This window comes from Roseburia rectibacter, from assembly GCF_014287515.2.
In the GTDB taxonomy this organism is placed as follows: domain Bacteria; phylum Bacillota; class Clostridia; order Lachnospirales; family Lachnospiraceae; genus Roseburia; species Roseburia rectibacter.
In genome coordinates, this window is the sequence record NZ_CP092473.1 from 413,090 (window position 1) to 436,415 (window position 23,326).

Genomic DNA, 23,326 nt, shown 5'->3' on the forward strand with positions numbered 1-23,326 from the left:
CAAACAGGTGCCTGCGGAAACCGTAAGAGTCAATATTAGGAAGATAATGGCAGTGTGAAATATAAGCTGTCTGGAAATGAGGTTCATTATGAAAAAGTATGAAACAGTCGTTTTTGACCTGGATGGAACTTTATTGAATACGTTAGAGGATTTGGCGGATGCCACCAATCATGCACTGCGCACGATGCAGATGCCGGAGCGCACGATCGGTGAAGTGCGTTCATTCGTTGGAAACGGTGTGCGTCGTCTGATGGAACTTTCCGTTCCGGGAGGATTTGATAATCCAAAATTTGAAGAAACATTTTCTATATTTAAAAAATATTATGGAGAGCACTGCAATGACAAAACCAGAGCCTATGATGGAGTGGTTCCGCTGCTTCGTGAATTAAAAGAAAAAGGTTATGCCCTTGCGATCGTTTCTAATAAGATTGATTTTGCCGTCAAAGAATTGAATGAAATTTATTTTGAAGGTATCGTGCAGGCTGCGATCGGAGAACGCGAAGGTGTGGCGAGAAAACCGGCACCGGATATGGTAAAAACTGCACTGGAAGAACTGGGTAAATCTGCTGATACAGCCGTCTATATCGGGGATTCAGATGTGGATGTCATGACAGCAAAAAATTCCGGACTGCCATGTATCTCGGTACTCTGGGGATTCCGTGATAAGGAGTTTCTGATCGAACATGGAGCAACACATTTTGCAGAGAAACCAGAGGATATTGTAAAATTTTTAGAGCAGTAGAGGATGGCAGATTAGTCTGTCTGCAGAGGAAAGGAAATTTGCATGAAAAAAAGAAACTTTATATTGATTGTAGCATTGTCACTGTCATTGATGTTTGCAGCAGGCTGTGGTGAAAATAAGAGTACCGGTGCGGACAATAGCGCAGACCGTCAGGAAACGAGTGAAAGCACGGTACAGAATGAGGCACAGGCAGATGACACAGAATCTTCTGGAGATACACAGCGGGCAGAAACAACAGACATTGCCGATGGGACAGAAGCAGAACAGGAAGCACAGAGTGATTATCAGGTAGAGATGGTAAGTTATAAAAAAACAGAGCTGGTTGATATTTCTTACCCGAAGATCACAGGATGGAGTAATACCGACAAGCAGGAAGAATGGAATAACTACTTTGAAACTACTGCGAAAGAGGCTGCCGGGGAAATGACAGGAGATACAGAGGAGATGAGCCTTGGCGCAAACGATTCTGTAATGCTTACCTACACCGTACAGGAACAGACGCAGGATATATTATCATTGACCTGTCAGGGTTATTATAATTATGAGGGAGCGGCACATCCGTCCGCAGCACTTACATCCGTTAACATTAACATGAAGACCGGCGAAAAAATGACATTTTCTGATTTTGCCGATCCGGATCAGACAGCAAAAATTTTATTTGCCGGGAAAGAGGATGGAGGCAGCGCGCAGGGGTATACGGTACTGGATGCAGATGGAAATCCTTCTGCAGAAATCACGATGAAGGATATTTTGGAATTTAATTTTATCTGGATGGAACCGACAGAGGAATCACTTGCAGCAAGCCTTGCTCATTTTGATGGCGATCCGGAGGATTATGGAACAGATGAGACAACAGGAGAATCTTACATGCATGATGGAAAAGTATATGTGATCTTTTATGTCAATCATGCTATGGGTGATTATGCAGTGGTAAGACTGGATTAGACGGAAGCGGGCGCTGGATGCAGAAGCATTTGACGTCCGTTTTGTCATACCTTTTGACACTCACATCATATCATGTTAAAATACATAGAACCTATGAGAAAACTAGGAATTAATGGAAAAATATAGTTTTTATAAAAAGGCAGTAAGAAGAAGGATTGTTATGCAGTCAGTACAGGAAAAATATAAAAATTTACAGGAATATTTAAAATCATTGGGCAGTGTTGCCGTTGCATTTTCCAGCGGAGTGGATTCTACATTTCTGCTTGCCGCTGCTAAAGAAACACTTGGTGCAGATCATGTGATCGCAGTTACCGCATCCTCCTGTTCTTTTCCGAAAAGGGAGTTAGAGGAGGCAAAGCAGTTTTGCAAGGAACAGGGAATCAGACATATCGTGTGCAAGTCAGAAGAACTTGATATCGAGGGATTCCGGCAGAATCCGAAGAACCGCTGTTACCTTTGCAAGCATGAGCTGTTTGAAAAAATACTTGAAATCGCAAATGAATATCAGATCAATGCCGTAGCAGAGGGTTCGAATATGGATGATAACGGCGATTATCGTCCGGGACTTGTAGCCGTAGCAGAACTTGGTATCAAAAGTCCACTCAGAGAGGCCTTATTGAATAAAAAAGAGATCCGCACACTTTCCAAAGAAATGGGATTGCCGACATGGGACAAGCAGTCATTTGCGTGCCTTTCCTCCCGGTTTGTTTATGGAGAGACGATCTCTGAAGAAAAACTTGGTATGGTAGATAAGGCAGAACAGTTATTGCTTGATCTGGGATTTCATCAGGTGCGCGTAAGAATCCATGGGGATATTGCGCGTATTGAAGTGCTGCCGGATGAGATTGAGAGACTGGTTTCCGGGGAAAACCGGGAAAAGATTTATTCTTACCTGAAACAACTGGGATTTTCCTATGTGACACTTGATCTTGGTGGATACCGTATGGGAAGTATGAATGAGACACTATAGTGAAATAGCAATAGAGATAACAGGAGATATACAGGATATGTTAAATCAATTTTCGAGAACCCAGTTATTACTTGGGGCGGATAATATGGAACGGCTTGCCAATGCGAAAGTTGCGGTCTTTGGGATCGGCGGAGTTGGCGGCTATGTTGTGGAGGCACTTGTAAGAAGCGGAGTCGGATCTTTTGTGATCGTGGATGACGACAAGGTCTGCCTGACCAATATCAACCGTCAGATCATTGCAACCAGAAAGACAGTTGGAAAATATAAAGTTGATGTGATGACAGAGCGCATCTTAGAGATCAATCCGGATGCGAAGGTGGAAGCAAGAAAATGTTTTTATCTGCCGGAAAATGCACATGAGTTTGATTTTTCCGAATATGATTATGTCGTGGATGCAGTAGACACAGTTACAGCCAAATTAGAGATCATCATGCGGGCAAAAGAGTGTAACGTACCGGTGATCAGCTGTATGGGAGCCGGCAATAAATTAGATCCGACCAAATTTGAAGTAGCAGATATTTATAAGACGACAGTCTGTCCGCTTGCCCGTGTCATGCGCCGTGAGTTAAAAAAACGTGGCGTCAAAAAATTAAAAGTTGTATATTCTAAGGAACAGCCGACAAGACCGATCGAAGATATGAGTATCAGCTGCCGTTCACATTGTGTCTGCCCGCCTGGAACAGTCCATAAATGTACAGAACGCCGTGATATTCCGGGAAGTATCGCATTTGTACCGTCTGTGGCAGGTCTGATCCTTGCAGGGGAAGTTATAAAAGACCTTACAAAATAATTCTTACAAAAATATTTAAAATATTGATGCAGGGAACATGAGGAAGATTAAAAAAGTTATGGGTGAAATACATGAAAAGGTATTTCACCTATTTTTTTGTGTGTGAATTTGCCTGTTTTTAGAAAAAATAGACAAAAACAGAATATAATAAAAAAATTAGTACAAAAGTACAAAATGTATAACATAATACTTGCATTTGACAATGCAATGTGATAAAGTGTTATCAGCGTAAAGGGGCGCAGAGAAAAAGAGCCATCTTTGCGCATTTTTATTAAGGAGGAAAATCCTCTCCTCGTCAGAGGACTCGGATTTTTGCTTCGCAAAAACAAGGAGGATTACTATTATGAAAAAAACCAAAGCAGTTTTGGCTATTTTGATGGCCGGAACAATGATGCTTGGTCTTGCAGGCTGTGGCGGAAACAGTTCTTCTGCAACACAGGGAACAACCACAGGCACAGAGACAGGCAGCGCAGCAGGTGATGCTGCAGGAACAGATGCCGCAGCAAGCGCATCAGACATGAATGTTATGCTTGAGACTCCGGTCGAGTCACTCGATCCGCAGCAGGCTACCGACGGAACATCTTTTGAGGTAATCGCTGATTACACCGACGGTCTGATGCAGATGGATGCAGACGGACAGGCAGTTCCGGCAATCGCAGAAAGCTATGATTTATCAGACGATGGTTTAACTTATACATTCCATCTTCGTACCGATGCAAAATGGAGCAACGGCACACCGGTTACCGCAGCAGATTTCGTATTCGGATGGCAGAGAGCTGTTGATCCGGATGTTGCATCAGAGTATGCATATATGTTAAGCGATATCGGTCAGATCAAAAATGCAGCAGAGATCATCGCAGGTGAGAAAGACAAGAGTGAACTTGGTGTGACAGCAGTAGACGACAATACACTTCAGGTTGAACTGAATGTACCAGTCAGCTATTTCACTTCTCTGATGTATTTCCCGACTTTCTATCCGGTAAATGAGGAGTTCTTTACTTCCTGTGGAGATACATTTGCAACAAGTCCTGAGACAGTATTATCAAACGGTGCATTTGTGCTGGATTCTTATCAGCCGGCAGCAACTGCATTCCATTTAACAAAAAATGCAGACTACTATGATACCGACAGAGTAAAACTTTCCGGATTAAGTTATCAGGTAATCCAGGATTCACAGCAGGCATTAATGAGCTACCAGACAGGCGCACTAGATACAACATTAGTAAACGGTGAGCAGGTTGACCAGGTAAAAGATGATCCTGAATTCACAACCGTTGGTGCAGGTTACTTATGGTATGTCAGCCCGAATATGAATTCTGTTCCTGAACTCGCAAACTTAAATATACGTCTTGCAATGACAATGGCAATCGACCGTGATTCCATCACAGCAGATGTATTAAAAGATGGTTCTGCTTCTACATACACAGCAGTTCCGATGCAGTTTGCAGCAGGACCGGATGGATCTGACTTCTCCGAAGATCAGACAAAATTCTCTGATGTATGTGCTTATGATACTGCAAAAGCAGCAGATTACTGGGCAAAAGGTTTAGAGGAACTTGGTGAATCTGAGATCACTTTAGACATGGTAGTAGATGCAGATGACGCACCTCAGAAAGTAGCGCAGGTATTAAAAGAGCAGTGGGAGACAGCTCTTCCGGGACTGACCGTAAACCTGGTTGTTGAGCCGAAGAAACAGCGTGTGGAAGACATGCAGAACGGTAACTTCCAGTTAGGTTTAACACGTTGGGGACCGGACTACGCAGATCCAATGACATATCTTGGAATGTGGGTAACAGATAACTCTAACAACTACGGTCTGTGGAGCAACGCAGATTACGATGCAATCATTGATGAGTGTACAACCGGTGATCTTTGCACAGATGCAGAGGGACGCTGGGCAAGACTCTACGATGCTGAGAAGATTGTTATGGATGAGGCTGTTATTTATCCGCTTTACACACAGTGCAACGCAGAGATGCTTTCTTCTAAAGTAACGGGCGTTGAGTATCATCCGGTAGCTATCAACCGTGTATACAAAGATGCTGTAAAGACCGAATAAAAAAGTGTTGAAACAGTAAATATTCTGTTTTGCAGGAAAATGAATATAGCCGCACTAAAGTGCAAAACTTTGGTGCGGCAATTTCATCATATTGTTGACGCTATAGGAAATGAGGCAGGAATTTCCTATGTCGTGAACGCAAAACTAAAGGAGGAAAATCCTCTGCTCCTGCAAGAGGCACATGCTATGCAAGCTATTGAGCATAGCATGCATAGCAGGCATTTTCCTTCGGAAAACAAGGAGGAAAATCCTCTGCTCCTGCAAAGGCAGTCGCATTTTGCTCCGCAAAACTAAAGGAGGATTAGAACGTGAAAAAATATGCACTTAAGAGAATCGTAACGTCTCTGTTTACGTTGCTTGCAATTTTGCTCGTTCTGTTTATTTTGATGCAGCTGATGCCGGGGTCTCCATTCAACGATGAGAAGTTAAATGCAGACCAGAAGGCAGCACTGTATACGAAATATGGACTGGATCAGCCGTTGCCGGTACAGTTTGTGAAATATGTAGGCAATATGTTAAAGGGAGATCTCGGCGTAAGTTACAATATCTCAAAGAATACACCAATTTCCCAGTTGATAAAGACAAGACTTCCGATCTCCATCAGTATCGGAGGATATGCGGTGTTGATTGGTGCCGTGGTCGGGCTTTTGCTTGGACTTCTCGCGGCATTAAAACATGACACGATATGGGATTCGTTAGCGACGATCATTTCAGTTATCGGTGTGTCGGTGCCGTCGTATGTGTTCGCGCTGGCACTCAGCTATAACTTCGGATTTAAATTAGGGTGGTTCCCGATGCTGTTTTCGGAGAGCGATATTTTCGGATCAAGCGTGCTGCCTAGTATCTCACTTTCGATGTTTACGATGGCGTCGATTGCCCGTTTTACACGAAGTGAAATGTTAGAAGTACTCGGCAGCGATTACATGCTGCTTGCGGAGAGCAAAGGAATTTCGGGTTCAGCGCTGATTTTTAAACATGCGCTGCGAAATGCACTGATCCCGATCATCACCGTGCTTGCACCGCTGATTGTCGATCTGATGACCGGTTCTCTGGTTGTTGAAAAAATATTTGCAATACCGGGTGTCGGAAGTCTTCTGGTAAATGCCATTCAGTCGAACGACTACAACGTGGTTATCGCATTAAGCTTTATTTATTCTGCAATGTACATTGCCATCATGCTTGTGGTAGATATCCTTTACGGAATCATTGACCCGAGAATTCGTCTGGCAAAGAAAGGAGACTGATATGGTGTCACAGGAAAATACCATGAATGTGGGAAATGATGCTGCCGGCTACATACCGGTCGAGGCGGATTTTAAATTTAAACATACGGATGGCGAACTTGCGTTAGATGACAACTTTGCAGCACAGAGTTTCTGGAAAGACGTATTGATCCGCTATTTCAAAAAAATCAGTGCAGTGATCGGTCTGATCCTGATCATTATCATTACGGTATTTGCAATTATTGGCCCGGGAATGAATGATTTCAGTTACTCCGAACAGTCACTGACACAGAAAAACTTTGCACCGAGGGTAAAAGGTCTTGAAAAACTTGGCATCTTCGATGGCAGTGAGGGCATGAAAACAACGACCGGAACAAAAAAGATCAATTACTATGAAGAAAAAGGCTTAGATGATCTTTACTACTGGTTCGGAAGTGATAACTTCGGACGTGATATCTGGACACGTACCTGGTCCGGTGCACGCGTTTCCCTGATTATCGCCGTAGCAGCCGCTATCATCGATATGGTGATCGGTATGAGCTATGGACTGATCTCCGGATATTTTGGCGGGAAAGTCGATATGTTCATGCAGCGGTTTCTGGAGGTCGCGAACGGTATTCCGCGTCTTGTTATCGTAACTCTTTTATTATTAGTACTGCAGCCGGGTATGCTTACCATTATTTTTGCATTGATGCTGACAGAGTGGGTCGGCATGAGCCGTATCGCAAGAGCTGAGATGCTCAAATTAAAGGAGCAGGAATTTGTACTTGCATCACGGACACTTGGAGCAGGAAATTTCTTTATTATCTTTAAAGAAGTTCTGCCAAATATCATTGGACCGATCATTACACAGGTAATGTTCTCCATCCCGACAGCGATCTTTACCGAGGCGTTCTTAAGTTTCGTAGGTCTTGGTATTCCGGTGCCGCAGTGTTCACTTGGTTCACTGATCTCCGAAGGATTTAACAGTTTTACCACACATCCGTACCAGATCATTCCGCCGATCGTTGTAATGGCGCTTCTGATGTTAAGTTTTAACCTTGTAGCAGATGGTTTACGTGAAGCATTAGATCCGAAGCTGAAAGAAATGTAAGAAAGGGGATTCGTATATGTCAGAGACAAAAGAACAGATTTTAAAAATACGGGACCTGGATATTACGTTTCAGACGACTGCAGGAAGCGTGCACGCTATCCGTGGAGTCAATATTGACCTGATGAAGGGCGAGACAGTTGCGATCGTTGGTGAGTCCGGCTCCGGTAAATCCGTAACAATGAAAGCTGCCATGGGTATTTTGGCATCCAATGCAAAAGTAACAGGCGGTACCATAGAATTTTCCTATCATCATGCGGATGGAACGCCGCAGACGGTAGACATTTTAACAAAAGATAAAAAGTGGATCAGACGCCATATCAATGGAAAAAGAATTGCCATGGTATTCCAGGATCCGATGACAAGTCTTGATCCGACCATGACGATCGGAAAACAGATCATGGAAGGTATGATCTGGCATTTTAAGACACCGAAGAAAGAAGCCTGGGATAAGGCAGTAGAACTTTTAAAAGAGGTTGGCATCGAGGATGCAGAAAAACGTATGAAAAACTATCCGCATCAGCTCTCCGGTGGTATGAGACAGCGTGTGGTCATTGCCATCGCGCTTGCCTGTAACCCGGATCTTCTGATCTGTGATGAGCCGACGACTGCACTGGATGTTACGATTCAGGCAAAGATCATCGAGCTGATCCGCAGAGTACAGAAAGAGAGAGGCATTTCCGTTATTTACATCACACATGACCTCGGCGTGGTTGCCAAAGTTGCAGATTACGTCAATGTCATGTATGCCGGAAAAATCGTCGAGAAAGGTACGATCAATGAGATATTCTATGATCCGAAGCATCCGTATACATGGGGACTGCTCTCCGCAATGCCTGATCTTGATACCGCGGACGAGAGGCTTTACACGATCCCTGGTTCGCCGCCAAACCTGTTAAACGAGAAACCGGGCGATGCGTTTGCACCGCGTAACCAGTTTGCGCTTGAGATCGATGACAAGGCTGAGCCGCCAATGTTCCAGATCACAGATACGCATTATGCGGCAACCTGGCTGTTAGATCCGCGGGCACCGAAGGCAGAGATGCCGCTTGAATTAAAAGAGCGTATTGCGCGAATGAAGAAGGAGGCTAAGATCGATGACGGTGAATGAAAACAGTAAGCCTCTTCTTACCGTGAAAGGCTTGAAACAATATTTTAAGGTAAGTAATACATATACCGTGCATGCGGTAGAAAACGTAAGTTTCCAGATCTATCCGGGTGAGACATATGGTCTGGTAGGGGAATCCGGTTCCGGAAAATCAACGATCGGAAGAAGTATCATAAGACTATATGATCCGACTGCCGGGGAGATCAATTTTAACGGAATGGACATCAGCGGAAAGATCAATAAGGCAAACAGCCAGGCACTGCGCACACAGATGCAGATGATCTTCCAGGACCCGATGGCATCTTTAAATCCAAGAAAAAAAGTGCGCGACATCATTGGCGAGGGCTTAGATATCCATCACATGTACAAGACACGCGCGGAGCGTGAGGAAAAGATCAAAAATATTCTGGCAAAGGTTGGACTTGCGCCGGAGCATGCGGGCCGTTATCCGCATCAGTTTTCCGGTGGACAGAGACAGCGTGTCGGAATTGCGAGAGCGCTGATCATGAACCCGAAACTGATCATTGCAGATGAGTGTATCTCTGCGCTGGACGTTTCCATTCAGGCACAGGTTGTAAACCTGATGAAGGATATCCAGCAGGAGACCGGAACTGCTTATCTGTTTATCGCACATGACCTTTCCATGGTCAAATATATTTCGGATCGCATCGGGGTACTTCATCTGGGACATCTTTTAGAGACCGGAACAACGGAGGAAATCTTTGAGAATCCAATCCACCCATATACGAAGAGCCTTCTTTCTGCGATACCTGCACCGAATCCGGTCGTGGAAAAGAATCGTGTGGCATTGAGCTACGATTACAAGACTTCCGGCATTGATTACAATAAAGGAACGGATCATCTGGTGTCCGGGACACATTATGTGAAATGTACGGATGAAGAATTTAAGAAATGGACAGAATAATATAATAGGAAACCATCACAAACCGGGAGCCGGGGTGTGGTGGTTTCCTTTTTTGGTAAAAGTGCTGAATTTTTTGGGGATGGGAGTACTGAATATTATGTGAAAAATAGAATATAAAATTTAAACCGAAACCTTATTGACTTTGAAAATGGATTTTGGTATATAAGAGTAAAAATTCAAAAAATTCAAAGAGAAAGGAAATAACAATCTATGTTGTCACAAAAGAGTACAATGAAAAACAAATTGGAAAATATGCGTTTGAAGGAAAGGATAAACTATGGCTACAGAAAAGTCATTATTATGATGTTGATTTCGGGGCTGTTTTCTATCGTGGTCATAGGTGTGTTATTTGCTAATATGTTACATTATATAGATGATGTCAATGCTGCGGATCAGGCGGTAAAAATCTGCAGGATCAATGTGAATGCGTCAGCGAGAAATATCAGGGAAATGGCATTAAATAATGATACATCTGCTTATGACAGTTATGAGCAGACTGTAAAAAAGCAGCTTACAGAAGTGGATTCGCAGCTGGAAATATTAAAGAAAACCAAAGTCTTACCGGATGAGGAATATAATGAGTATGCATCTGCTCTTTCTGATTGGGGAAACATTGGTTATTCGATTATAGAAGAAATTAAAAATGGCGAAAAAGAGAAAGCGATTGATGAAATTTTTAATAGTTGTACACCTGCATTAAATAAACTTGTGGAAATTGCCATAAGATTAGATGAGATCACAGATGAAGTAAGTGAGCAGTCTGCAAGAACTACAATTATTTTTGCTGTTGCAGGAATTGTGTGTATTATTATCTGTCTGGTTTATGCATGCACACTGGCTAAGGTAACAAGTAAAAAGGTACTTGAAACAATTCTGGATCCGTTACGTGCAGTGGAAGACGTTGCAAAGGAACTGACAGAAGGAAATTTACACAGTACGCTGGAATATCATTCGGAGGATGAGATTGGAAGACTGGCGCACAGTATGCGCAAATCAATTCGTATTTTGGGAACTTATGTAGATGATATTGATCGTGCAATGAAACTGTTCTCAGAAGGAAATTTTGATGTTCAGCCGGAAGTAGAGTGGAAGGGAGATTTTGTCGGTATTTTAAATTCTTTCATGTCATTTGAGAAGAGTATGGCAGAAACGATCAAAGGAATTAAAAATGTTTCGAGTGAGGTTTCAAGTGCAGCAGACCAGGTGGCATCAAGTTCCAATGATCTTGCAGATGGAGCTACGAATCAGGCAGCGGTTGTAGAAGAACTGACGGCTACAGTTGCCGGAGTTTCTGAACAGGTAGAAAAAAATTCACAATCTGCAAAAGCAATCAGTGGAAGAGTGGATGAACTTGGAAATGCCATTTCAGACAGCAATGGTAAGATGCATGAAATGGTTGCTTCTATGCATGAGATTAATGAGGCATCAAAAGAGATTGATAAGATTATTGCAACAATTAATGAAATTGCTTCCCAGACAAATCTGCTGGCGTTGAATGCTTCTATTGAAGCGGCAAGGGCCGGAGAGGCAGGAAAAGGATTTGCAGTTGTAGCGAATCAGGTAAATTTATTAGCTGAACAGAGTGCCCAGGCGGCAAAAGAATCAGCATCACTGATCGAAACATCTGTGAATGCGGTAGAAAAAGGTATGATAATTGCGGAAGAGACTGCGGCACAGCTGGAGGAGGTAGCAGAGAACTCTAAGCAGATTACGGAAGAAGTTACACATATTGCGGATACATTAGAGACACAGACAACAGAAATCCAGCAGATCAATGAGGGAATTGAGCAGATCAATGATGTTGTGCAGACAAATTCTGCAACATCTGAGGAGTGTGCGGCTGCCAGTCAGGAGATGAGCAGTGAGGCAGAGAGTCTGCAGGGAATGATCCAGAAATTTAAAGTTCCGGAAATTGAAAATTTAACAGAATAAAAATATCAGACATAAAATGGAGTGCACTTTATTTGTAAAAAATGAGTGGTATAAACGGTAGACAAGATCCGTGGCTTATGCTGCGGATCTTTTTTTTGTTTATTGCATGAAAGAGACAATCTATAGTATGATAGAGAAAGTACAAACTAAGGATGGAAAAGGTATATACTATGATAGTCTCGGTTATTGAAAAGGTCTACGCATTTTTATGGGGAGATCTGATTACGATCCCTTTGCCGCAGGAAAGCAGCATAGGTATTTCTTTACTTGTAATTCTTCTGATTCCGACAGGAATCTATTTTACGATCCGCACAAGATTTTTGCCGGTCAGGCTTTTCCCGGATATGATAAAAGCACTTATGGCAAAAAAGGAAAATAAGGACAGTCTTTCCACATTCCAGACGCTGATCGTATCGACGGCTACCAGAGTCGGCATGGGAAATCTGGTAGGCGTTGTAGCGGCAATCTCAGCAGGCGGTGCCGGTGCTGTGTTCTGGATGTGGGTGACAGCGCTGATCGGTTCCTCGACCGCATTTGTGGAGGGGACGCTCGCACAGTTACACAAGGAGAAAGATCCTTTGTATGGCGGATATCGCGGAGGTCCCGCATATTATATCCATCATTTCTGTGAAGAAAAATTAAAAAAGAAGAAAAAGCATGTGCTGATCGCGGTACTTTTTGCAATTTCAGGACTGATCTGTTGGTGCGGCATCAGCCAGGTTATCAGTAACTCCGTGGCATCATCCTTTGAAAATGCATTTGGCATTCCGCCACTCTACACAACAATCGTACTGGTTGCGATTGCGGCGGTGATCGTCCTTCGGAAAAATGCGACGGTAAAAGTGCTTGACGTGGTCGTGCCGGTTATGGCGGTCTGCTATTTTGTAATTACAATATTTATTATCCTGAAAAATATTGGTAGCATTCCGGCGGTTTTTGGTCGGATTTTTGAGGAAGCGTTTGGACTCAGGCAGGCAGTCTCCGGCGGCTTCGGCGCTGTCCTTATGAATGGCGTAAAAAGGGGATTGTTTTCAAATGAAGCCGGTTCCGGCTCTGCACCATGTGCTGCCGCAGCAGCCGAATGTGAGACGCCGGTCAGCGCCGGACTGACACAGGCACTTGGTGTATTTATTGATACGATCGTGATCTGCAGCTGTACTGCAATGATCATGCTTACAGCACCGGAAAATGTCGTGGCGGGAAAAGAGGGCATGGATCTGCTTCAATCGGCAATGCGCTATCATCTGGGTGAATTTGGCGTGATATTCATCGCCGTGACACTGTTTTTATTCAGTTTTTCCACATTCTTAGGTATTCTGTTTTATGCCAGAAGCAATGTTGCTTATCTGTTTGGTGACAAATGGATCTGGCAGACATTGTATAAGATACTTGCCTTGGTTATGCTTTTTATTGGAGGAATTGCAGCATATACTTTTGTATGGGATCTTGGCGATGTAGGAATCGGACTGATGACCATTTTTAATACAGGAATCCTGTATCTGCTTGGCGGACAGGCACTTGCGGCATTAAAAGAATTTGAATCCTCAAAATAATAAATGTATCATATCATTTAAAATCCACCTTAATAACAATAAAAAACCAGAAATGGAGTAAAAAATATGAAAAGAGAATCCTTCAAATCCCGCCTGGGCTTTCTACTCGTGAGCGCCGGATGCGCTATTGGAATTGGAAACGTCTGGCGATTCCCCTATGTGGCTGGACAAAACGGCGGTGGCATCTTCGTCCTGTTTTACCTGATCTTTTTAATAGCAATGGGACTTCCGGTGCTCACCATGGAACTTGCCGTGGGGCGCGCCAGCAGAAAAAGCGCAGTGTTAGGTTATAAAGCACTTGAAAAAGAAGGCAGTAAGTGGCATATTCACGGCTGGATCGCAATGTTTGGCTGCTATATGCTGATGATGTATTACACGACAGTCTCTGGCTGGATGGTATCTTATTTTTTCAAATTTTTAAAAGGTGAATTTCTGACCGGAATGACAGCGGATGACACGGCAGCAGCATTTGGAAATCTTCTTGCAGATCCCTTGCAGATGGCATTCTGGATGATCCTTACGGTAGTACTCGGATTTTTTGTGTGCAGCAGGGGATTGCAGAATGGACTGGAAAAAATAAGCAAGTTTATGATGAGTGCATTGTTAATTTTGATCGTTGTTCTTGCGGTGCATAGTATCACATTGCAGGGGGCAGCTGAGGGTGTGAAATTTTATCTTGTACCGGATCTGGATACAGTTGCAGAGACAGGACTTAAAAATGTGATCACAGCGGCTATGAACCAGGCATTTTTCACCTTAAGTCTTGGTGTTGCGGCAATGGAGATCTTTGGAAGTTATATGGGAAAAGAACATTCACTTGCCGGTGAGGGAGCACAGATCTGTGGACTTGACACTTTTGTTGCGATCATGTCAGGACTGATCATTTTCCCGGCATGCTTCAGCTATGGTGTGGAAGTGGATGCCGGTCCCAGCCTGATCTTTATCACGCTTCCAAATGTATTTGTCAATATGGCGGGTGGACGTATCTGGGGATGTCTGTTTTTCCTGTTTATGACGTTTGCCAGCTTTTCAACAGTCATGGCGGTATTTGAAAACATCATGTCATTTTGTATGGACATGTTTCAATGGAGCAGAAAGAAAGCTGCGTTCATCAACGCAGTGATCATTTTAATCGCAAGTATTCCGTGCGTATTAGGCTATAATGTGTGGAGCAGCCTGCATCTGATAGGCAGCCGCAATGTACTTGACAGTGAGGATTTTATTGTCAGCAATCTGCTTTTGCCGATCGGTTCACTGATCTATCTGCTGTTTAGCGTAACGAAGTGGGGATGGGGATTTGACAAATATATCGACGAAGCAAACACGGGAGAGGGACTTAAGATCCCCAAAAAATTAAAACCGTATTTTCAGTTTATATTGCCGCTGCTGATTCTGTTTATCCTGATTCAGGGGCTTGTGTAAAAAAGGAAAGCAATTAAGAGAAAAATAGTGAAAGAATAGTGAAAAATAGTGTAAAAATAGTGTAAATTTAATGGAATAAATTACGGAAATCTGGTATAATAGAATGATGCAGGAGGGAGCAAAATGATCCATGTTACACTTACGAACAATATTCTAAAGAGGATATCACAGATTGATAAAAATAAATTCTCAATGGGCAATGTTCATATACCGAGTATTACCGCAAATAAGTTAAGAAAAAATTCCAAGAAGAAAAGTTCCTATGCATCCAATAAAATAGAGGGAAATCCGCTCACAGAGGGACAGGCAGATGCCGCAATCGAAAGTGATCCGCACAGACATTTCTTAAAGCCGGAGCAGGAAGTAAGGAATTACTTCATGGCATTGTGTCTTTTAGAAAAGAAGGTAAAAGATAAAGTCCCGTTTTCTAAGGAATTGATTCTGGAGATTCAGGCGTTAGTGGAAAAAGGAGCATCTAAGGAAAAAATTGGGCTGAGGGGAGCCATGCCGCCGGGATTTTTGTTTGCAGTGTATGATTCGGAGACGGGAAATGCCGATTATATACCGCCGGAATATATTGATATCCCAGAACTTTTGGATGAATTGGTCAATTATGTGAATACAACAGACGATCATCCGCTGATCGTTGCTGCAGTTGTCCATTATCAACTGGTGACGATCCATCCGTTCGAAGACGGAAACGGAAGAACGGCAAGACTGATGTCCGGGTATATATTAGACCTGAATGGATATGGGTTTTATGGGATCGGTTCTTTAGAAGAGTATTTTGCATATGATGCCGAAGAGTATTACCGATCCTTGCAGATGGGACTTCCGGCACTGTATTATTCCGGGAGGGATAATCCGCCGCATCCGGAGATATGGGTAGATTATTTCCTGCGCATGATGGAATTATATTCCGCGAAAGTATGCGAGTTGTCCAGGGAATCCAGTGAGGAGGATCTGCTTGTCGGATTGTCTTATCTGAATGCGAAGGAGAAAGAGCTGTTGGTATTTCTGATAAAAAAACATTTGTATGAATTTGCGCCGATTGATGTCAGCAAGTTGGTGGGAGTGACCAGTAAAACGATCATAAACAGGTGTGCAAAACTCTCGGCAAATGGTTTTTTAGTGCCGGTGATCGTGAAGGAGAGAATACGCTCATACAGACTGAGCGATTTTACGAGAATGAATGAGAAAAAGATATTAAATCAGTTAAAATAGCTATTATGATATGGAGATTTGTGCCCCGGCACAAACTGGATATGTGCAAAAAACAGCGCAGGAATGGGGATTAAAATGATCAATCGCGACGACATGCTAGAACTCACCAGACGAATGACGCCCGCACGGGCATCCATAGACCGGATCGCAGGCGCATATTTTGATGAAGAGGGATATGTGGATGGAACATTCAATACGCATTTCTTAAAATTGTCTGCATCCGAAAGAGCCAAAAACTTAGAACTTGCAAAGACGGTGCTGATCTCAAAAACCAATGAACAGATAAAAGAATACAGGATTCCGGACGAAAAAAGAAAGCCGGGGAGTATCTGGCAATTATTTGAGGGAATCAAAGAGACCGGATTTTTGTATCCTGCATTTAAGGATCACAGCACAGATTGGTCAAGCAGCCATAGCACCATTGATACAGTCTGCCTTTGTCTTGGCTTCTCTGAAGATGTTTTGAGACTTCTCGTTCTCCAGAATGTCCAGCATGTCTTCCTGACATTTGAAAATCTTCATGATCTCCTCTAAAGTATCCTGTAATTCGTTCATATAACATCCGTCCTTTCTCCATAATGGTTTTCTGTAATTCCTTCACCGTAAGAAGCCATCTTCCTTTTAATTCATTCAGCCCGTGCCAGCGAACGCAGAATATGGCAACAGATAACTGATATCTTTGCAGAGTGCAGCATTGATTATGATAGAGATTCTGATACTGCATATCATTTTTATGCCACCATACAGAATAAATTCCACTATGCCATTACCGGTAAGACTGCGGCTGAAATTGTGTATAATCAGGCAGACCACACCAAGGAGAATATGGGCTTGCGGGAACTGAAATTGAAGGAAAAACCATAGGAATTATTGGCTGTGGACAGATTGGGTTCAAGACAGCAAAACTGTTTCTGGCATTTGGTGCCAAGGTACTTGCATATGCGCGTCATGAACGAGAGAAAGTAAAAGAACTTGGAATTAAATATGTCGATTTGGATACATTGCTGTCAGAAAGTGACATTATCTCTGTGCATACTCCGGCAAATGCAGAGACCAATGGATTAATCAGTGCGGAGAAAATTGCTAAGATGAAGCCATCAGCAATATTAATCAACTGTGCAAGAGGTCCGATTGTAGATAATCAGGCTCTCGCAAAAGCACTTAATGAGGATAAGCTTGCAGGTATCATACGTGCCGATGGAAGTCCTAAAAGTATAGTTTGATTGGTATGTTGATAGGCTGCATCGCAAACATTATCCTTGATCCGATATTTATCTTTGTTTTTCACTGGGGATAAAAGGTGCTGCATGGGCTACTAACATAGGACAGATTTTAACGTTCATCATCTATTTTGTATATATTTGGAAATTTAAGAGTGTTAAGCTCCACAAAGAGAGTTTTGCTTTGTCGTCAAAAATCCTGAAGAAAATTGTGGGACTTTCTACTGGTGCACAGCCCATCTGGGACTATAATTACGGCAGTAATCGTTGCTGCTTTCTGTGTTTTTCAATTCGCACCTATGAGCATTGTCCGCCTGTTTGGAACCGAATCTGATTTGTACAGTATTGAAGGCTGTGCTAATCTGATTTATAATGTGTTGCAATAATAGCAAAATGTAATATAAGTAATTGTTTAGCAGGTTTCTATAGCCGTAATCCTTTAATATCTTTAATACGTGATAAGATCGTATTGCAGCTGCAGCTGATAACGCCGGGAAGTGTATCAATGACTGTGTGCAGGAAGCGTTCCATTTCATCACTTGATGAGGCAACGGCATGTACATGCAGTTTGTCTCTTCCTGTGACACGGTAAATCTGCGTGACGGTATCATTATTATGTAATATATCTGTCACCTGCGACAGATGGTCTGGTTTTGTCTCAATTTCAAAATAGCATGAAACAGCACCGCTGATCTTTTGAGGGTTTATTATAGTTGTATATTCTTCAATTATGCCTTTTTTCTCCAGAGCCTGAATCCGGGCTTTTATTGCCACTCTGGAAATACCGGTTTCTTTACCGATATCAGAGTAAGAAATACGTGCATTTTCTATAAGCAACTGGATGATCTTCTGATCCAGTTCATCTAAACCGTTCAGGTACATAAGTGTCCCTCCTGTAAAATAATATCCTTCGGATAGTAATTTTTCTTAAATATCATATCATTTATGTTACTGAAAGTAAACGTTGGCTTGACTTGGCAGCTGTAAATACATATAATTATTTCGTAACGTAATTTAAAACTTGCGTTTTGAATGCATGGAATAAATTCTGGCGAAGGAGAATAAGTGAAATTATAAAGGCTGTGGAGGAATATGATAATGTCAAAAGATGAATATTTGATCACAGATACGCCTCTTAAAGCGTTGACGGTTTTTGCAATGCCAATGATTTTGGGCAGCTTTTTTCAACAAATATACAATATGGCTGACTCTATCATCGTCGGTCAATTTGTTGGCTCTTCTGCACTTGCAGCTGTCGGGGCCTGCGCAGCGCTGACCAATGTTTTCATTTGTGTGGCACTGGGGGCAGGTGTCGGTGCCGGTGTGCTCGTAAGCCGCTATTTCGGTGCCAGGGAGTATGGAAAAATGAAGACCATCGTGTCAACGTCCTTGTTTAGCTTCTTAATTCTAAGCATAGTCCTTGGTGTTTTTGGCTTTTGCTTTTCCCACTCGATGATGAGGGTATTACAAACCCCTGGCGATATACTGAATGATGCAGTGTTATATCTGCGGGTCTATTTTGTGGGCTTTCCGTTTCTGTTTATGTATAACATTCTTTCCAACATGTTCACTTCAATTGGTGAATCAAAAATCCCACTGGGACTTCTGGTATTCTCGTCAATCTTAAATATTTTTATGGATCTTTGGATGGTGGCCGGACTTGGGCTCGGGGTGTTTGGGGCAGCCCTTGCGACTCTTATAGCACAGGGGATTTCTGCGGTGTTTTCACTTTTTCTTTTCCTTAGCCGGATGCGTCGATATAAAAGTCGATTTGATTGGTTTGACAGGAAGGAGTTATATTCCATGCTTCAAATTGCTGTACCTTCGGTTCTTCAGCAATCTACAGTGTCTATCGGTATGATGATCGTACAGGCTGTTGTAAACCCTTTCGGTACACAGGCACTTGCGGGGTATGCGGCGACGATGCGGGTAGAGAATGTTTTTTCATTGATTTTTGTATCCATTGGCAATGCGGTTTCCCCATATGTTTCCCAGAATCTTGGTGCAAAGAAAATTGAACGGATCAAAAAAGGATATCACGCTGCACTGGTGTTAGATGTATGTTTTGCAGTTCTTGCTTTTATAGTCATTGAAACCTTGCATACTCAGATTTCCTCGCTATTCCTTGGTAAAGATGGAACTGCCCTGGCTTATCAAGTATCCGAGGGTTATATGAGATGGCTCGGTTACTTCTTCATCTTTATGGGAATCAAAATGGCAACTGATGGGGTTCTTCGTGGCATTGGAATCATGCGCCCGTTCCTTATTGCAAATATGGTAAACCTGGCGATACGCCTGTCGGTTGCTTTGATTTGCGCACCGCGTTTTGGCATTGCATTTGTCTGGCTTGCTGTACCGGCTGGTTGGTTTGCAAACTTTTTAATATCCTATATGGCTCTTCGGAGATCATGGCCGACTGATAAAGAAGTGCAATCCCGATAGACTAAAGTAATTCAAAAGGAGGAATTTATAGTATGAACGATAAATGTGTGGTATTGAATGCAAAGAAAATGAATTTTGATGGGAAACTGGATTTTTCCGTTTTATCTTCTGATGTTACAGTATATGATGATACAACAGAACAGCAGCTGTCAGAGCGTATTCAGGGTGCAGATGTCATTGTAACAAAGGAGATGCCTGTAAGTGCAGAAATGATACAGAAATTCCCGGAATCTGTTAAACTGATCTGCGAGGCAGGTACAGGATATAATAATATTGATCTTGAAGCAGCACGGAAGAAGGGGATTACAGTCTGCAATATCCCGGCATACAGCACAGAACGTGTGGCACATACTGCGATCATGATGATATTGAATCTGAGTTCTGCAATGCAGGCACAGATGAAAATGCTGGCATGCGGAAATCATGACAATTTCACCAGAAATCTTCAGGTTCCGCATGTTGAGGTAAATGGAAAAACACTTGGTGTTATAGGTGCAGGACACATTGGCAGGAAGGTTATCCAGATCGCACAGGCTTTGGATATGAACATACTTGTATATACCAGGACACCGAGAGCGGATGAGAAGGGGATCCGCTATGTATCGCTTGAGGAATTACTCGAGAATAGTGATTATGTTTCCATGCACTGTCCATTGACGGAAAGTACAAAACATATGATAAACAAAGAGTCTTTAGCACTTATGAAGCCCTCAGCGTTTATCATTAATACTTCAAGAGGTGCACTTATTGATGAGGCTGCTCTTATAGAAGCATTGGAAAATGGTACGATTGCAGGAGCCGGACTTGATGTTCAGGAAACTGAACCACCTGAAGAAACCAACCCTCTTTATACTATGGATCAAGTCCTTTTGACGCCACATATGGGATGGAAAGGACTTGAGACAAGACAGCGGTTGGTTTCTATTCTGGCGGATAATATAAAGCAGTTTATGGAAGGGAATCCGATCAATGTTGTATCAGGTATATAGCATCTGGCAGCAAAGTGATGATATAACTTCCGGGTTTGCAGAGTGAAAAAAATATAATTACAATCAATAAGTCAGTGCTTTGATATCTTCTTCCGATACAGCAGGAACAACATAAACAATAGAATTACTGGAAAAATAGAAATCGGAATTTACAGAACTACAAAGAAAGGATACATATTATGGAAGGAAGATTAATAGCATTTGTTATTTGGGTAATAATCGGCGTATTATTTATTGTAATGGGCATTTATGATTTTAATTCCAAGAAAGCAAAACCTTTCGGTTTTTGGGCAAATGCTGAGGTAGCGCCCATAGAAGATGTGAAAGGCTATAATCGTGCTTTGGGCATATTGTGGTGCGTGTATGGTGTTTTGTTTACGTTAATTGGATTGCCTTTATTAGATGGGCAGAATTCGGGTTTGATTATTATACCTATATTGGGTGCAATGCTTATTAGTATTGCGGCTATGGTAGCGTATGTAGTAGGTATTGAACCCAAATACCGCAAAAAGAAATAAATGGAAACTTCAAGTTTGCCGAAATGACTACAGACAGGAAACTTGATATTTTTACAAGAAAGATATCAATATATATCCCATAATTCCCATAAATTTATGGAATTAAAATTTTATGATACTTATAAGACAGTTCCGATTTTCTTTCGGATTTCTCCTATTAGTGAGACAATAATTATTTTTACACAAACCAGCTTATTCGTGGTAGAATAAAACCACAGATAAGCTGGTTGTTTGTTTTGAAAGGAGAATCTTATGAAAACCAAACAACCGGAACTAAACAAAATCACTGCGCTCTAAGAGAGATTATCCCGTGATGATGAGCAAAGTGGTGACAGCAACAGTATCATAAACCAGAAGAAAATGCTGGAGAAATATGCAACCGAACATGGATTTACCAACCTGCGTCATTATACAGATGATGGCTGGTCGGGAACCAATTTCGACAGACCGGACTGGAAACGTATGCTTGTGGATATTTGCCCCATTCCTTAATATTATGAATGAGTGGTATGTAAGAGATACCAGCCGGAAAATCAAATCCGTACTTTATAATAAGGGGATGGACGGAAAGCATCTGACAAGCAACGCAATATACGGGTACAAGAAAGACCTTCCTATTATCTTGCAAAGCAGGGACTTGGAACCTGCCGGGGAAGCTGTGACATGAACAGACCATATATGGCGACAGCGTTGAAAGCGTTTAAGCTGGATGGAAAATATGACGGAATGCAGACCTTTTTCTGATACAGAAATGAAAGTTTACAAAGACAGATAAATATTGATTATGAAGAGGATCTTCGGGCAAATAAAAATCTTGGAATTTATAAAGGTGCATTATTTGAAAATTTTATAGCAGAAGCATTTGTAAAACAGGGGTTTGGTCTGTATTATTATAAAAAGTCATTTTGGTGTGCTAAGATAGAAAAAATAAAAAAGAAAGTGAATGGGAAATGGAATTAGACATTATTGGTTTGCTTGGTGCATGCTCTTATGCACTCGACTGTGTCGAAGCGGAACTGACCCATGTTGCGACAAAACATGGAAAAAGAGTTGCATATATGAGCGTATGTACCGCACAAAAAATGGGAATTACAGGAGATGCCCTGCAGGATCTTGCGGCATGTTCGCTGTTGCATGACAATGCGCTGACGCAGTATATTCATGAGGAATTTCACAATGACTTTACAAAAAATAATACGGAAAATATAACGTCAAAGCAGCTTGGCATCCACTGCATTTACGGGGAAGAAAACTTAAAAATGTACCCGTTTCTGACGGATGTGAAAAATGTGATTTTATATCACCATGAAAATGCCGATGGAAGCGGACCATTTGGAAAAAAGTGGGAAGAGATCCCTCTTTTTGCAAGGATCATTCATCTGTGTGATATTTTAGATGCGTTCTGCCGGACGCCGGTATTTGATGATGCCGTGTGGCAGCGCGCAAAAGATTATCTTTTGAAAAATAAAGGGACAAAATTTGATGATGCATGTGTGGATGTTTTTTTGGACGTTTTTGGGGAAGAACATTTTTTAAGCCTTGGAGATGCAGATTTAGAAGAGCGGCTGTGGAATATTGTACCAAGGAAAAAACGGGATTTAAGCGGTGAAATGTGCAAAAATTTTGCCAATCTGTTTGCAAAGATCATTGACTATAAATCCGAATTTACAAGCCGTCATTCACTTGGTGTTGCGGAAAATGCAGCCAGATTATCCACATATCTCGGTGATGACGAGGAGACGGTGCTAAAAATGTATCTGGCAGGTGCACTGCACGATATCGGAAAAGTTGCAATCGGAAATGATATCTTAGAAAAACCGGGACGCCTGACGGACGAAGAGTTTTCCAAAATGAAAAATCATGCGGGATACACATATCTGATCTTATCACAGGCGGAAGGAATGGAGGATATCCGCGATTGGGCGGCGCTCCACCATGAAAAACTCGATGGTACCGGGTATCCGTTCGGAAAAACAGGTGCTGAGTTAAACCGGCAGGAACGCATCATGGCGTGCATTGATATCTATCAGGCACTGACAGAGAGCAGACCATATAAAGCCGGAATGACGCATGATGAGGCATGTGCGATACTGGAAAATATGGTACAGAAAGGATGGATTGACGGCGGGATCACGGAACAGATCAAAAAATGTTTTGCGTAAGAGAAAGAGATT

General features: G+C 42.3%; 21 protein-coding genes and 1 pseudogene. 21 read left to right on the plus strand and 1 reads right to left on the minus strand.

The features are described 5' to 3' along the window. Nucleotides 1-88: 88 nt before the first annotated feature. From H8S51_RS01985 to H8S51_RS02060, 16 genes are all read left to right on the plus strand, one after another. Nucleotides 89-742 carry an HAD family hydrolase gene (locus H8S51_RS01985; protein WP_117920213.1) on the plus strand — a complete coding sequence of 218 codons (654 nt, stop codon included), beginning with the start codon at nucleotides 89-91 and terminating at the stop codon, nucleotides 740-742. Nucleotides 743-784: 42 nt separating this feature from the next. Further along, nucleotides 785-1,687 (plus strand): PdaC/SigV domain-containing protein, encoded by a 903-nt coding sequence (locus H8S51_RS01990; RefSeq protein WP_186899920.1) that lies wholly within the window; start codon nucleotides 785-787, stop codon nucleotides 1,685-1,687. Between the two features lie 160 nt (nucleotides 1,688-1,847). Then, nucleotides 1,848-2,657 (plus strand): ATP-dependent sacrificial sulfur transferase LarE, encoded by an 810-nt coding sequence (gene larE / locus H8S51_RS01995; protein WP_117920306.1) that lies wholly within the window; start codon nucleotides 1,848-1,850, stop codon nucleotides 2,655-2,657. Between the two features lie 37 nt (nucleotides 2,658-2,694). Beyond that, entirely contained in the window at nucleotides 2,695-3,447 is a 753-nt protein-coding gene (locus H8S51_RS02000) for a tRNA threonylcarbamoyladenosine dehydratase (protein ID WP_118772422.1), read from the plus strand. Nucleotides 3,448-3,790: 343 nt separating this feature from the next. After that, nucleotides 3,791-5,506 (plus strand): peptide ABC transporter substrate-binding protein, encoded by a 1,716-nt coding sequence (locus tag H8S51_RS02005; protein ID WP_186899921.1) that lies wholly within the window; start codon nucleotides 3,791-3,793, stop codon nucleotides 5,504-5,506. Between the two features lie 308 nt (nucleotides 5,507-5,814). After that, the gene (locus H8S51_RS02010; protein ID WP_186899922.1) at nucleotides 5,815-6,750 is read left to right on the plus strand and encodes an ABC transporter permease; all 936 of its coding nucleotides are present in this window, start codon (nucleotides 5,815-5,817) and stop codon (nucleotides 6,748-6,750) included. Between the two features lies 1 nt (nucleotide 6,751). Continuing rightward, entirely contained in the window at nucleotides 6,752-7,822 is a 1,071-nt protein-coding gene (locus H8S51_RS02015) for an ABC transporter permease (RefSeq protein WP_006857402.1), read from the plus strand. A gap of 16 nt (nucleotides 7,823-7,838) precedes the next feature. After that, a complete protein-coding gene (locus H8S51_RS02020; protein WP_117920198.1) occupies nucleotides 7,839-8,930 on the plus strand; it encodes an ABC transporter ATP-binding protein in 1,092 nt (363 codons plus the stop codon). After that, nucleotides 8,917-9,852 (plus strand): ABC transporter ATP-binding protein, encoded by a 936-nt coding sequence (locus H8S51_RS02025; RefSeq protein WP_117920196.1) that lies wholly within the window; start codon nucleotides 8,917-8,919, stop codon nucleotides 9,850-9,852. Before H8S51_RS02020 ends, H8S51_RS02025 begins: the two co-directional genes overlap by 14 nt. Before the next feature lie 210 nt (nucleotides 9,853-10,062). Beyond that, nucleotides 10,063-11,784, plus strand: coding sequence for a methyl-accepting chemotaxis protein (locus H8S51_RS02030; RefSeq protein WP_118772381.1), 1,722 nt, complete (start codon nucleotides 10,063-10,065; stop codon nucleotides 11,782-11,784). A 170-nt stretch (nucleotides 11,785-11,954) separates the two neighbouring features. Continuing rightward, nucleotides 11,955-13,337, plus strand: a complete 1,383-nt coding sequence (locus tag H8S51_RS02035) for an alanine/glycine:cation symporter family protein (RefSeq protein ID WP_117920305.1) — start codon at nucleotides 11,955-11,957, stop codon at nucleotides 13,335-13,337. A 66-nt stretch (nucleotides 13,338-13,403) separates the two neighbouring features. After that, complete coding sequence (locus H8S51_RS02040) at nucleotides 13,404-14,759, plus strand: sodium-dependent transporter (RefSeq protein ID WP_186899923.1); 1,356 nt, start codon at nucleotides 13,404-13,406, stop codon at nucleotides 14,757-14,759. A 123-nt stretch (nucleotides 14,760-14,882) separates the two neighbouring features. Beyond that, nucleotides 14,883-15,983: a Fic family protein gene (locus H8S51_RS02045; protein ID WP_117920190.1), complete on the plus strand. Its 1,101-nt coding sequence runs from the start codon at nucleotides 14,883-14,885 to the stop codon at nucleotides 15,981-15,983. 75 nt (nucleotides 15,984-16,058) lie between these two features. Then, nucleotides 16,059-16,517 carry a DUF4317 family protein gene (locus H8S51_RS18495; protein ID WP_330646707.1) on the plus strand — a complete coding sequence of 153 codons (459 nt, stop codon included), beginning with the start codon at nucleotides 16,059-16,061 and terminating at the stop codon, nucleotides 16,515-16,517. 141 nt (nucleotides 16,518-16,658) lie between these two features. After that, nucleotides 16,659-16,847, plus strand: coding sequence for a RhuM family protein (gene rhuM / locus H8S51_RS02055; RefSeq protein ID WP_408639574.1), 189 nt, complete (start codon nucleotides 16,659-16,661; stop codon nucleotides 16,845-16,847). Nucleotides 16,848-16,867: 20 nt separating this feature from the next. Next, a complete protein-coding gene (locus H8S51_RS02060; RefSeq protein ID WP_241070997.1) occupies nucleotides 16,868-17,206 on the plus strand; it encodes an NAD(P)-dependent oxidoreductase in 339 nt (112 codons plus the stop codon). 420 nt (nucleotides 17,207-17,626) lie between these two features. On the opposite strand, the gene H8S51_RS02065 is transcribed toward H8S51_RS02060, so the two are convergent. Further along, the gene (locus tag H8S51_RS02065) at nucleotides 17,627-18,085 is read right to left on the minus strand and encodes an Lrp/AsnC family transcriptional regulator (protein ID WP_117920186.1); all 459 of its coding nucleotides are present in this window, start codon (nucleotides 18,083-18,085) and stop codon (nucleotides 17,627-17,629) included. A gap of 216 nt (nucleotides 18,086-18,301) precedes the next feature. On the opposite strand from H8S51_RS02065, the gene H8S51_RS02070 reads away from it, so the two are divergent. From H8S51_RS02070 to H8S51_RS02090, 5 genes and pseudogenes are all read left to right on the plus strand, one after another. Then, nucleotides 18,302-19,645, plus strand: coding sequence for an MATE family efflux transporter (locus H8S51_RS02070; RefSeq protein WP_117920184.1), 1,344 nt, complete (start codon nucleotides 18,302-18,304; stop codon nucleotides 19,643-19,645). Nucleotides 19,646-19,677: 32 nt separating this feature from the next. Beyond that, nucleotides 19,678-20,634, plus strand: a complete 957-nt coding sequence (locus H8S51_RS02075) for a 2-hydroxyacid dehydrogenase (protein ID WP_117920182.1) — start codon at nucleotides 19,678-19,680, stop codon at nucleotides 20,632-20,634. Nucleotides 20,635-20,813: 179 nt separating this feature from the next. After that, a complete protein-coding gene (locus H8S51_RS02080) occupies nucleotides 20,814-21,152 on the plus strand; it encodes a hypothetical protein (protein ID WP_117684373.1) in 339 nt (112 codons plus the stop codon). A gap of 252 nt (nucleotides 21,153-21,404) precedes the next feature. Next, nucleotides 21,405-21,762: pseudogene (locus H8S51_RS02085) on the plus strand (recombinase family protein); the annotation flags it as partial. A gap of 340 nt (nucleotides 21,763-22,102) precedes the next feature. Further along, a complete protein-coding gene (locus H8S51_RS02090) occupies nucleotides 22,103-23,314 on the plus strand; it encodes an HD-GYP domain-containing protein (RefSeq protein WP_186899924.1) in 1,212 nt (403 codons plus the stop codon). The last annotated feature ends 12 nt before the right edge of the window (nucleotides 23,315-23,326 follow it).